12 protein-coding genes are annotated in these 12,095 nt (G+C 61.9%); 1 reads left to right on the top strand and 11 read right to left on the bottom strand.

Annotated elements, in window-relative coordinates; translation table 11 throughout:
• Window positions 1-272: 272 nt before the first annotated feature.
• The 11 genes from pqqE to ACQKPC_RS06160 all read right to left on the bottom strand — a co-directional run bounded on the left by pqqE (window position 273) and on the right by ACQKPC_RS06160 (window position 10,736).
• Complete coding sequence (pqqE, locus tag ACQKPC_RS06210) at window positions 273-1,406, bottom strand: pyrroloquinoline quinone biosynthesis protein PqqE (protein WP_427623616.1); 1,134 nt, start codon at window positions 1,404-1,406, stop codon at window positions 273-275.
• Complete coding sequence (gene pqqC / locus ACQKPC_RS06205) at window positions 1,403-2,155, bottom strand: pyrroloquinoline-quinone synthase PqqC (protein ID WP_427623614.1); 753 nt, start codon at window positions 2,153-2,155, stop codon at window positions 1,403-1,405. Before pqqC ends, pqqE begins: the two co-directional genes overlap by 4 nt.
• Window positions 2,156-2,309: 154 nt before the next feature.
• A complete protein-coding gene (gene pqqB, locus ACQKPC_RS06200) occupies window positions 2,310-3,224 on the bottom strand; it encodes a pyrroloquinoline quinone biosynthesis protein PqqB (RefSeq protein ID WP_427623612.1) in 915 nt (304 codons plus the stop codon).
• Window positions 3,225-3,278: 54 nt separating this feature from the next.
• The gene (gene pqqA, locus ACQKPC_RS06195) at window positions 3,279-3,350 is read right to left on the bottom strand and encodes a pyrroloquinoline quinone precursor peptide PqqA (protein WP_010455123.1); all 72 of its coding nucleotides are present in this window, start codon (window positions 3,348-3,350) and stop codon (window positions 3,279-3,281) included.
• A 300-nt stretch (window positions 3,351-3,650) separates the two neighbouring features.
• Window positions 3,651-5,171, bottom strand: a complete 1,521-nt coding sequence (exaC, locus tag ACQKPC_RS06190; RefSeq protein ID WP_427623611.1) for an acetaldehyde dehydrogenase ExaC — start codon at window positions 5,169-5,171, stop codon at window positions 3,651-3,653.
• A 240-nt stretch (window positions 5,172-5,411) separates the two neighbouring features.
• Complete coding sequence (locus tag ACQKPC_RS06185; protein ID WP_427623609.1) at window positions 5,412-7,187, bottom strand: PQQ-dependent methanol/ethanol family dehydrogenase; 1,776 nt, start codon at window positions 7,185-7,187, stop codon at window positions 5,412-5,414.
• Window positions 7,188-7,448: 261 nt separating this feature from the next.
• Entirely contained in the window at window positions 7,449-8,387 is a 939-nt protein-coding gene (locus tag ACQKPC_RS06180; protein WP_427623608.1) for a quinoprotein relay system zinc metallohydrolase 1, read from the bottom strand.
• A gap of 15 nt (window positions 8,388-8,402) precedes the next feature.
• Window positions 8,403-9,164 carry a quinoprotein dehydrogenase-associated SoxYZ-like carrier gene (locus ACQKPC_RS06175; RefSeq protein ID WP_427623606.1) on the bottom strand — a complete coding sequence of 254 codons (762 nt, stop codon included), beginning with the start codon at window positions 9,162-9,164 and terminating at the stop codon, window positions 8,403-8,405.
• Window positions 9,164-10,039: a substrate-binding periplasmic protein gene (locus tag ACQKPC_RS06170; protein WP_427623604.1), complete on the bottom strand. Its 876-nt coding sequence runs from the start codon at window positions 10,037-10,039 to the stop codon at window positions 9,164-9,166. Before ACQKPC_RS06170 ends, ACQKPC_RS06175 begins: the two co-directional genes overlap by 1 nt.
• A gap of 3 nt (window positions 10,040-10,042) precedes the next feature.
• Window positions 10,043-10,504, bottom strand: coding sequence for a cytochrome c-550 PedF (gene pedF / locus ACQKPC_RS06165; RefSeq protein ID WP_063343417.1), 462 nt, complete (start codon window positions 10,502-10,504; stop codon window positions 10,043-10,045).
• 103 nt (window positions 10,505-10,607) lie between these two features.
• Window positions 10,608-10,736: a hypothetical protein gene (locus tag ACQKPC_RS06160; RefSeq protein ID WP_007907038.1), complete on the bottom strand. Its 129-nt coding sequence runs from the start codon at window positions 10,734-10,736 to the stop codon at window positions 10,608-10,610.
• A 160-nt stretch (window positions 10,737-10,896) separates the two neighbouring features.
• On the opposite strand from ACQKPC_RS06160, the gene ACQKPC_RS06155 reads away from it, so the two are divergent.
• Window positions 10,897-12,081 carry an ABC transporter substrate-binding protein gene (locus ACQKPC_RS06155; protein ID WP_427623602.1) on the top strand — a complete coding sequence of 395 codons (1,185 nt, stop codon included), beginning with the start codon at window positions 10,897-10,899 and terminating at the stop codon, window positions 12,079-12,081.
• The last annotated feature ends 14 nt before the right edge of the window (window positions 12,082-12,095 follow it).

The following is a 12,095-nucleotide window of genomic DNA, read 5'->3' as shown; positions in this document are numbered from 1 at the left end:
GCTTGGGTGAAAGGAGGAGGGGCGAAATCTCCCACGGATCTGTACTGCGTCAACAGTCAGAATCGGGCTTTGTCCCTCCTCCTCCCTTCAAGTCCCAGCATACAAGCGGGCTTATGTGGCGAGGGGGCTTGCCCCCGTTGGGTCGCGGAGCGGCCCCTATAATTTTTCCGGCATACGAGTTGTCTGGATTGCGACTGCTTCGCAGCCGAACGGGGGCAAGCCCCCTCGCCACATAAGCCCGCTCCCACAGGGGATTTGTGTCAGCTCACGATTCATCCGCGATAAATCAGCCGCGAGGCCTTTTCATTGCGCAAGGTCAGGTGCTCCATCCCCTGCCCCGGCGCGTCGGCTTCGTCCCGGGCCTTGAGAATGACGCTGTGGTGCGGCGACTTGCTGCACACCGGATCAGCGTTACTTGCATCGCCGGTGAGCATGAACGCCTGGCAGCGGCAGCCGCCGAGGTCCTTGTGCTTTTCATCGCAGGAACGACACGGCTCTTTCATCCAGTCATCGCCGCGAAAACGGTTGAAGCCGAAGGAGTCGTTCCAGATGTGCGCGATGCTGTGCTCGCGCACGTTGGGAAACTGCACCGGTAACTGGCGGGCGCTATGACAAGGCAAGGCCGTGCCGTCCGGGGTGATGTCGAGAAACAGGTTGGCCCAGCCATTCATGCAGGTCTTGGGGCGTTCTTCGTAGTAATCCGGGGTGACGAAAATCAGTTTGCACGGGTGGCCCTCGGCTTCAAGCCGCTGGCGGTATTCATTGGTGATGCGCTCGGCGCGCCGCAACTGTTCGCGAGTCGGCAACAGGCCGACGCGGTTGAGTTCGGCCCAACCGTAGAACTGGCACGTCGCCAACTCGACGAAATCCGCCTCCAGCTCCAGGCACAGTTCGATGATCTGCGCGATCTGGTCGATGTTGTGCCGATGGGTGACGAAGTTCAGCACCATCGGGTAACCCTGGGCCTTCACCGCCCGGGCCATGGCCAGTTTCTGGGCGAAGGCCTTGCGCGAACCGGCGAGCATATTGTTGACCGCTTCGTCGGCGGCCTGAAAGCTGATCTGGATGTGGTCCAGCCCGGCGACTTTGAAGTCGCGGACCTTCTGTTCGGTCAGGCCGATACCCGAGGTGATCAGGTTGGTGTAGTAACCCATGTCCCGCGCGGCCTTGATCAGCTCGGCCAGATCTTGGCGCACCAACGGCTCGCCACCGGAAAAACCCAGTTGCGCAGCGCCCATCTCCCGCGCCTCGCGGAACACCCGAATCCATTCTTCTGTGCTCAATTCCTCACCCTGTTGGGCAAAGTCCAGCGGGTTGGAGCAATACGGGCATTGCAACGGGCAGCGATAGGTCAGCTCCGCCAGCAACCACAGTGGCGGGCCGGGTTGCTGTTCGATCAGGCTCACAAGATGATCCCCCGGTGCCAGACCCGCTCGGTGGTGACGGTGTGATACGGCGGGCGATCCAGCTCATAGGCCATGCTCATCGCATCGAGCATGCTCCACAGCACATCGAGCTTGAACTGCAGAATCTCCAGCATGCGTTGCTGGCCTTCGACCGTCACGTAGTGCGCCAGGGTGATGCGCAAACCATGCTCGACATCACGCCGCGCCTGGCTCAGACGTGTACGGAAATAGTCGTAGCCGGCCGGGTCGATCCATGGGTAATGGGTGGGCCAGGCGTCGAGCCGGGACTGGTGAATCTGTGGCGCGAACAGTTCGGTCAGCGAGCTGCTGGCCGCTTCTTGCCAGCAAGCGCGACGGGCGAAATTGACGTAGGCGTCCACGGCGAAACGCACGCCCGGCAGCACCCGCTCTTGCGAAAGAATTTGTTCGCGATCCAGCCCCACGGCTTCGCCCAATCGTAGCCACGCTTCGATGCCGCCTTCACTGCCGGGGACGCCGTCATGGTCGAGGATCCGTTGCAGCCACTCCCGGCGCACGTCGCGGTCCGGGCAGTTGGCGAGGATCGCCGCGTCCTTCAGGGGAATGTTCACCTGGTAGTAGAAGCGGTTGGCGACCCAGCCTTGGATCTGCTCGCGGGTGGCGCGCCCGGCGTACATGGCTTGGTGGAATGGGTGGTGGATGTGGTAATAGGCGCCTTTGGCGCGCAGGGCTGCTTCGAATTGGGTGGGGGTCATGGGGGTGTCAGTCATTGCGGTTCTCCGGGGAATAACCGTTCGGTTCTGCGGTGTCTGGTCGGGCCTCATCGCGAGCAGGCTCGCTCCCACAGGAGTCCGGGTCTTAGCCGATTTTCTGCACAAAGCAGGTCCATTGTGGGAGCGAGCCTGCTCGCGATGGGGCCATCCGCTACAGCTCAATACTCATGCCGTCATAAGCCACTTCAATCCCGCGCCGTTCCAGCAACGCGCGCTCGGCCGAGTCTTCATCGAGGATCGGGTTGGTGTTGTTGATGTGGATCAGCACCTTGCGCTGACGGCTAAAGCCCTCCAGCACGTCGAGCATGCCGCCAGGGCCGCTTTGCGGCAGGTGGCCCATTTCGCTGCCCAGGCTCTGGCCGACTTCGCACACGCGCATTTCATCGTCGCGCCACAGCGTGCCGTCCAGCAGCAGGCAGTCGGCGCGCTGCATCCAGCTCAACACCTCGGCATCGACCTGCCCCAGCCCCGGTGCATAGAAAACCGATGCCCCGCTGCGCAGGTCTTCGATGAACAGGCCAATGGTGTCCCCCGGTTGCGGGTTGCCACGGTTGGGTGAATACGGCGGTGCGTTGCTGACCAACGGAATCGCGCGAAATTGCAGGTGTGGGCAGGCCGCGATGCGGAACGGCTCGCGATCCAGCCCGATGGGTTGCCACTGCAAGCCACCGTTCCAGTGTTTGAGCATGGTGAACAGGGGAAAGCCGCTGCTCAGGTCTTCGTGAACCCGCTCGGTGCACCAGACCGAATGCGGGCAGCCTTCGCGCAGGCTCAACAAGCCGGTGCAATGGTCGATCTGACTGTCCAGCAGGACGACACCGGCAATCGCCGTGTCACGCAAGCGTCGGGCCGGTTGCATCGCCGGAAAGCTTTCGAGTTGCGCGCGAATATCCGGTGAAGCATTGCAGAGCACCCACTCCACACCGTCGTCACTCAGGGCAATGGACGACTGCGTGCGACGTTGCGCGCGCAGGTTGCCGTTGCGCATAGCGGCGCATTGACGGCAGTTGCAGTTCCATTGCGGAAAACCACCGCCGGCGGCGGAACCGAGAACACGGATGTGCATGGGATGGCTCCAGAAGGCAGGCCCGGCCAACGCGACGGCTGACCGGGCGATCAATCAACGGTTGGCGAAATACATCGTCACTTCGAAGCCAATACGCAGATCGGTAAACGCGGGTTTATTCCACATGGGTCAATCCTCTTCTTGTGCCGGTCAATTCCGGTAAGACCATTAATGCACGGGGGATGAGATGACCGAATGCTACTTTCGAAGGAGGTGGCGGCGTGCGTTGGTAGGGGGTGGGGCAAAGTCTTCAAGTACACCCATAACCCTGTGGGAGCGGGCTTATGTGGCGAGGGGGCTTGCCCCCGTTGGGTCGCGGAGCGGCCCCAAAACCAGAAGTTCCGGGACTGCTACGCAGTCCAACGGGGGCAAGCCCCCTCGCCACACAAGCCCGCTTCCACATTGGGGTTGTGGTGTTCTTGCGGGTTAGAAGAACCCCATCGGATTGATGTCGTAGCTCACCAGCAGGTTTTTGGTCTGTTGGTAATGGTCGAGCATCATCTTGTGGTTCTCACGGCCGACACCGGATTTCTTGTAGCCACCGAACGCGGCGTGGGCCGGGTACAGGTGGTAGCAGTTGGTCCAGACGCGCCCGGCCTTGATCGCCCGGCCCATGCGGTAGGCGCGGTTGATGTCGCGGGTCCACAGGCCGGCGCCGAGGCCGAACTCACTGTCGTTGGCAATCGCCAGGGCTTCGGCTTCGTCCTTGAAGGTGGTGATACCCACCACCGGGCCGAAGATTTCTTCCTGGAACACACGCATTTTGTTGTGGCCCTTGAGCAGGGTCGGCTGGATGTAATAGCCGCTCGACAAGTCGCCTTCAAGACGCTCGGCCGCACCGCCGGTGAGCAGTTCGGCACCCTCCTCCTGAGCGATCTTCAGGTACGAGAGGATCTTGTCGTATTGCTGCTCGGACGCCTGGGCGCCGACCATGGTTTCGGTGTCCAGCGGGTTGCCGCGCTTGATCTTGACGATCTTCTTCATCACCTCGGCCATGAACGGCTCGTAGATCGATTCCTGCACCAGCGCCCGGGACGGACAGGTGCAGACTTCGCCCTGGTTAAAGAACGCCAGCACCAGGCCTTCGGCGGCTTTCTCGATGAACTGCGGCTCGGCGTTCATGATGTCTTCGAAGAAAATGTTCGGCGACTTGCCGCCCAGTTCAACGGTGCTTGGAATGATGTTCTCGGCGGCGCAATGCATGATGTGCGCGCCCACCGGGGTGGAACCGGTAAAGGCGATCTTGGCGATGCGCTTGCTGGTGGCCAGCGCCTCACCGGCTTCGCGACCGAAACCCTGGACGATGTTCAGCACGCCCGCCGGCAGCAAGTCGGCGATCAGCTCGGCGAACACCATGATCGACAGCGGCGTTTGTTCGGCGGGTTTGAGCACGATGCAGTTGCCGGCAGCCAGGGCCGGGGCGAGTTTCCAGGCGGCCATCAGCAGCGGGAAGTTCCACGGGATGATCTGCCCGACCACGCCCAGCGGTTCGTGGAAATGATAGGCGGTGGTCAGTTCGTTGATCTCGGCGGCGCCGCCTTCCTGAGCGCGGATGCAACCGGCGAAGTAGCGGAAGTGGTCGGCAGCCAAAGGTACGTCGGCGTTGAGGGTTTCGCGCACGGCCTTGCCGTTGTCCCAGGTTTCGGTGACGGCGAGGATTTCCAGGTTCTGCTCGATGCGATCGGCGATTTTCAGCAGCACCAGCGAGCGATCCTGCGCCGAGGTTTTACCCCAGGCATCGGCGGCGGCATGGGCGGCGTCGAGGGCTTTTTCGATGTCGGCGGCGCTGGAGCGCGGGAACTCGGCGATCACTTCACCAGTAACCGGAGAGGTGTTGGTGAAGTACTCGCCGTTGATTGGGGCAACGAATTCGCCGCCGATGAAATTGCCATAGCGCGGTTTGAAGGAAACGACGGCGCCGGGTGTTCCAGGTTGTGCGTAGATCATGGTGGGCCTCTGTCTGGGTCGATGCCTGTCAGGCCAACAGGCGATGAACCGATAGTAGAGAGCCCCGCCTGCCAGACGAATGCGCCGTTGGCAGGGGGATTCTCGTTATTTGGTAGTAGGTGATCGTTCCCACGCTCCGCGTGGGAATGCCTCAACGGACGCTCCGCGTTCGGCTTTTGGGACGCAGAGCGTCCCGGGCTGCATTCCCACGCAGAGCGTGGGAACGATCAGTTGCAGCGATCAGTGTTTGGCTACCAGGTCTTTAGGCAGCTTGAACGTCCAGAGCATGCCGCCCTGGTTGAAGTCCTTGACGCGCTTGGCCACTTCGCCGCCCCACAGTGGTACTGCGCCGCCCCAGCCGGAGAGCACGGATACGTATTGTTCGCCGTCCATTTCCCAGGTGATGGGCGAGCCGAGCACGCCGGAACCGGTCTGGAATTCCCAGACTTTCTCGCCAGTCTTGGCATTGAATGCCTGCAGGAAACCTTCCGGCGTACCGGTGAACACCAGGTTGCCCTTGGTGGTCAGCACTCCGCCCCACAGCGGTGCGAAGTTCTTGTGGCGCCAGACTTCCTTGCCGGTTTTCGGGTCGATGGCGCGCAGCACGCCGATGTAGTCTTCATTCAACGGTTTGATGGTGAAACCGGCACCGAGGAACGCCGCGCCTTTCTTGTAGGCGATGCCTTCGTTCCAGATGTCCATGCCCCATTCGTTGGACGGCACATAGAACAGGCCGGTATCGCGGTTGTAGGCCATCGGCATCCAGTTTTTCGCCCCCAGGAACGCTGGCGCGACGAACACAGAACTGCCTTTGGCCTCGGAGCCCGGCGCACCCGGACGGCTGGCTTCGTTGTAGATTGGCCGACCGTTTTTATCCAGGCCGCTGGCCCAGGTGATCTTGTCCACGAACGGGAAGCCACGGATGAATTTGCCGTTGGTGCGATCGAGCACGTAGAAGAAACCGTTACGGTCCGCCGTGGCCGCGGCTTTGATTTCTTTGCCGCCTTCGTTGTAGTTGAACGACACCAGTTCGTTCACGCCGTCATAGTCCCAACCGTCGTGGGGCGTGCTCTGGAAGTGCCATTTGATCGTGCCATCGTCCGGGTTCAGCGCCAGGCGCGACGACGAGTAGAGGTTGTCGCCAGGACGCAGGTGCGAATTCCACGGCGCCGGGTTGCCGGTGCCGAACAGCAGCAGATTGGTTTCCGGGTCGTAGTAGCCGCCCAGCCAAGGCGCCGCGCCGCCGGTTTTCCATAGATCGCCGGGCCAGGTCTTGCCCGCTTCGCCGCCGGAGATGCCGTTCTCTACAGCCTTGCCGTCCTTGTAGACATAACCCATGTGGCCTTCGACGGTCGGCCGGCTCCACAGCAGGCTGCCGTTTTTCGGATCGTAGGCTTCGATCTTGCCCACTACGCCGAACTCGCCACCGGCCACACCGGTGATCAATTTTCCGTTGATTACCAACGGCGCGGCGCTGATGGAATAGCCTTCCTTGTGATCGGCGACTTTCTTGCTCCAGACGACTTTGCCGGTGTCTTTGTTCAGGGCCACGAGCTTGGCGTCGAGGGTGCCGAAAATCACCAGATCGCCATACAGCGCAACGCCACGGTTGATCACGTCGCAGCACGGACGGATGTCATCGGGCAGGCGCGCGTCGTATTGCCAGAGCTTGCGGCCGGTGCGCGCATCCACCGCGAACACCCGCGAGTAGGAGCCGGTCATGTACATCACGCCGTCCTTGATCATCGGCTGCGCTTGCTGACCGCGCTGTTTTTCCCCGCCGAACGAAAAGGCCCAGACCGGTCGCAGGTCCTTCACGTTGTCGACATTGAGGGTGTCCAGCGGGCTGTAGCGCTGACCCTGGACGCCCAGGCCGTTGGTGACGACCTGCTCCGGGTTCTTCGGGTCCTGGAGAATGTCTTGATCGGAGACTGCGGCCAATGCCTGGCCAGACAACAGCATGGCACTGAGCAGCACGCTCAAGGCGAAGGGTTGGCGACGTGCGGGTTGGGTCATGACGGCTACCTCTGCGGTTTTTGTTATACCCGGGAAATTTTCCCGGTCTGGTGCAGATTCTTGGGCGCCGCCGCCCTTGCAACAATTGCCCGCAGTGCGGAGATTGCTAGTTCCTTAGTACCGGGTCGGAGGAGATGGACACCCGTTTGATCGTTCCCACGCTCTGCGTGGGAATGCCTCAACGGACGCTCCGCGTTCGGCTCCGGAAGGGACGCGGAGCGTCCCGGGCTGCATTCCCACGCGGGAGCGTGGGAACGATCATCACTTGTTTGCGGCGGAATCAACACGCCTCATCTGCCCCCGTTCGTAACGCGGGTACAAATGGCTGACGCTGCGGATCAGTTCATAGCGGCTCAGGCTGATCCCGGCGAAACGTTCGGGGATGGGGCTGCGGATCATCTCGGCCATGTCGCTGCCATTGGCCGCGCCGTCGCGCATCAGTTGGTCCAGCCAAGTGAGATAGTCGCGCATCTGCTCGAACGGCTTTGTATCCGTGGCCACCGGCCCATGGCCGGGGACGATCAGTGTCCACGGCAATCCCTGCAGGGTCGCGATGTCCGCCAGCCACACCGACAGCCCCGGGCTGTTGGGCGTGGTCAGGGCGCGTTGATAAAACACCAGATCCCCGGCAAACAACACGCCGGTTTTCTGGTCGAGAATAGCCAGATCCGCGCCGGTGTGCCCACCCAGACTCAGTAGGCGCAAATCGTGGTTCCCAAAACTGTGCATGCCAGGCGTCAGCACCTGCGTCGGCAACACCACTTCGGTGCCGCGCATCCAGTCACCCACCAGCCGATACATGTTTTCAGCCATGGCATCACCCTGTTGCCGCAACAGTTCAGTGGTACCGGCCAAGGCGCCAATCGGCACGTCGGTGAAAGCCTGATTGCCCAGCACATGATCAGGATGGTGATGGGTCAGCAGCACCTGGATCACCGGTTTATCGGTGGTCGCCGCAATCACTTTGCGCAGGGCCTCGCCATAGCGTTTCGACGGCCCGGTGTCGATGACCACCACACCTTTTTCCGTGACGATGAACGCGGTGTTGACGATGTTGCCGCCGTTGCTCTTGGCGAAGTTGTCGGTGCTGCCTTCCAGCAACCAGGTGCCTTCGGCGATCTGCCGGGGCTGGAGTACGTAATCGGGATCGGCCAGGGCCGGCAGGCTCAGACTGATGAACAACAGCAGCATCCAGCGCATCACTCGCTCCTTGGGTCAGGGTATGGCCGCATCGAATTGATTGCCGCTGTTGTCGCGCAACACCAGGCGCGTCTGCCCTGCTCCTTCGATATCGAAGGCCAGATTGGGGTTTTCGCTGACCGCCGGGAACAACTCCAGACGCGCCAGCAATTGATCGTTTTGATCGCGCAGCTCGGCCTGGTTGACGAAAAATTCCGGGATGCCGCTGACCATGCCGTTGTCCATCGGATGCGCCACCTGCAAACGCACGCGACTGAACTCGCCCCGGGGATAACGGCCACCCAGTACTTCGCCGATGCGTTCCTCCCAACCCGGTTGCGTGCGCACCACGCTTGGCGCCGTGCAACCGCCGCCTGCCGCATCGATCAGGGTCGAGCCGACATGCCATAGCCCGTCGCGGGTCAGTACCGCCGCACGCAACGGCGTGGCCTGTTCAACGCGGATGCGGATCGACAGCCACGGCAGCACACCGGTCAAGGGTTCGAAGTCGACGATTTTCGGCAGCGGATTGAGTTCGGCCCAGGCGAGGATTCGCACCACTTCACCCTTGAACGCCCGGGCGTCAATTTCCAGCGGTACTTGTCGGGCGTCTTCGGCAAATGGCGGCGCGAGCAACTTGACCCGCTCGTCGAACACGAACGGTGCGTCGCCGAGCATCTGCTTGTGATAGAACCCCCACATCACCGACGGCACCGGGTCTTTACCCGGCTCGACGTCAACCGCGTTCGCGGCCAAGGGCAACCAGCAGGCCAACAGACAACTCGCTCGCCAGTTCACTATTGATACATCTCGGGCACGTCATACCGCAGGCCGTAACGGGCATAAATGGCTTTCACCGAGCCCTCGCGAATCAACGCTTCCAGCGCCTCTTCCACGGCGTAGGCCAGTTGCCGATTGCTTTCATGCACCGCCATGCCGATCTCCCAAAGCTGTTTGCCCATGTTCGGGTAGGCGTTTTCCGCCAGCGCCACTTGCGGGTCGGCGGCCTGATGGACTTGCCAGTCGATCTCGCCGCGCATGGCCATTACCGCGTCGACTTCACCGGCCTTCATCGCGGAAAAGGCCTGGGGCACGCCCGGGTAGTGATGGGTCTTGGCGGCGAGCATGCCGTTGAACACCGAGGTCAGGTAAAACGACGGCACGCTGTCGACTTCGACGCCGATCGGGTGCTGCTGGAACACCGCGACGCTGGCCACCGAGTCCAGTCGACGACGGTCATAGGCCACTTGCCATTGTTCGGTCTGGTACGGCCCGAACATCACCACATGGCCGTTTTCCAGTTCACCCAGTTCATTGCGTTTCTGTGCGTAATCGCGATCGTAGGGCACGCGCATCATCAGGTCGGCCAGTTGCTGATTGTGCAACTGACTGGCCCGCCAGATGTAATCGCGCAGGTCGTCGTCGAGTTTTTCCCCGGCGGGTGCCCAAATCAGTTTCAGGCGTACCCCCATGGCCTTGGCCAGGGCCTGTGCAAGTTCGACGTCGACCCCGCGAGCCTGACCAGCGTCTTCAAAGCTGTAGGGCGCGAAGTCCTTGTACACCGCGACTTTCAGCTCGGCGGCGGCGATCATTTCGTCATAGGTACGGACCTGCGCCTGCGCTGTCTGGCAACACAGCCACACAGCACTGATCAACACCGCGAGCAAACGCATGGGTCACTCCTCGACGCGCACGCTGTCCAGGTAGGTGCGTACCGCCCACAAGGCTTCCTGACTCAGGTAGTCGGCCATCTTCGGCATGTACACCCGGCCGTCACGCACGGCGCCATGACGTACGCGTTCGACGAACCATTCATCACCGGCCTCGCCGGCGTCGAGCATGCGCAAGTCAGGGGCGATGCCGCCTGACTTGGCTTCCAGGCCATGACAGGCCGCGCAGTTCTGGTTGTAGGCCGAAGAGCCGATTTGCACGGCTTTTTCGCGTTCCGGGGAGGAACGGTAAGGGTTCGCCGCCGCCCAACCATCGGCATCGACCTGCACACCGGCATCCTTGATCGGGGTCAGTCCCTGGGTTTCGACGGCTTGGGGTACCACGTTGCCGTGGGCCCAGACGGAACCTGCGTTGATGAAACCGGCCAGCAGTCCGGCAACGAGCAAGGCGTTGCGTTTTGTTGTCATTGTTCTGCCCTCAAGATTGCACGCAAAACCTCTTTGAAGAGGCTATGGCACCCATCTTAGGAAGGGCTTTGCGCCAACCCCATGCTGCTTTGGTGGTCGCGGCCTACTCCCTTGGTAGTAGGGCTTGTGGCGCAGGCCCAACCAATACGGGTCGGGCGCCGTGAAGCTTGTCGACGCCGATCAGGGTCAGGATCAGCAAAAACGGCAGGAGCAGTGCTTTGAGAATTCGCATGGTCAATCTCCCCCCTTGAGTGATGGCCGTTGTAATCCATGCTAAAACCGCGCCGCCCGGGGTGAGTTACTACCTTGGTACTGGCCCATCGGTACTTTCTGCATATTTCCCCGCCCGCCCAGGGTTCCTATGCTGACGCTACCTGTGATGGAGTGCCTTTATGCGCCAGCTCGCCCCTTATGCCTTGATCTACTTGCTGGCGATTGCCTGCGCCGCCGGGGTGGCGACCCAGGTTCAGGCGGCGGATGCACCGCTGCAAGTGCAGGTCGGCTACCTCGGTTATCGCCCCGATCCCGGGCCATTGCTATCGAACGTCATTCCCGAGCCGACCGATGCCGGCCTGCGCGGCGCCGAACTGGCGATCACCGACAGCAACAGTACCGGGCGCTTTCTCAACCACAGCTACAGCCTGGTCAGCGCCAGCGTCGACAATCCGGACGCGCTGATCGAAGCGGCCAAAGCCCAATACGAACAAGGCCTGCGCCTGTTTGTGGTGAATGCACCGGCGCAGACCCTGCGCCGACTCAGCGCCGTGCTACCCGACAGCCTGCTGTTCAATGCCGGCAGCCCCGATGACAGCCTGCGTAGCACCGATTGCTTGCCGAACGTGCTGCACAGCCTGCCTAGCCGGGCGATGCTGGCCGATGCGCTGGCGCAATTTCTGGTGCTGCGCAAATGGCAGCGGGCACTGCTGATCGTCGGCCCGACCGCGGACGATCAAGCCTATGCCGCCGCCCTGCGCCGGGCGGCCAAACGCTTCGGCCTGCAACTGGTGGCGGAGAAAGCCTGGAGCTTCGATAACGATCAGCGCCGCAGCGCCCAGGCCGACATGCCACTGTTCACCCAGACCGCCGAGTACGACGTGGTGCTGGTGGCGGATGAACGCGGCGACTTCGGCGAGTACGTGCCCTACCAGACCTGGTATCCACGGCCGGTCGCCGGCACCCAGGGCCTGACCCCGGTGGGCTGGCACAAAACCGTGGAAACCTACGGCGCCGCGCAGTTGCAGAAACGCTTCGAAGCCCTGACCGGACGCTGGATGAATGACCGGGATTTCGCCGCGTGGATTGCCGTACGCAGCATCGCCAGTGCGGTGGGCAAACTGCGTCAGGCCGATGCCATGGCGATTCGTACGCTTGAAGTCAGCGATCAATTGCCACTGGACGGTTTCAAGGGTCGCAAGCTCAGTTATCGGCCGTGGAACGGTCAGTTGCGCCAACCGATCCCCATCGTGCAACCCCGGGCGCTGGTCAGCACTTCGCCGCAGGACGGTTTCCTGCACCCCGTCAACGAAATGGACAGCCTGGGTTACGACAAAGCCGAGGTCAGCTGCCGCTTTCTCTGATCCCTTTTTTTTCG

This window comes from Pseudomonas sp. NPDC089918 (assembly GCF_050280605.1).
In the GTDB taxonomy this organism is placed as follows: Bacteria; Pseudomonadota; Gammaproteobacteria; order Pseudomonadales; family Pseudomonadaceae; genus Aquipseudomonas.
Note: the sequence above shows the minus strand (reverse complement) of the source record. Positions and strands in the feature narration are given on the sequence as shown.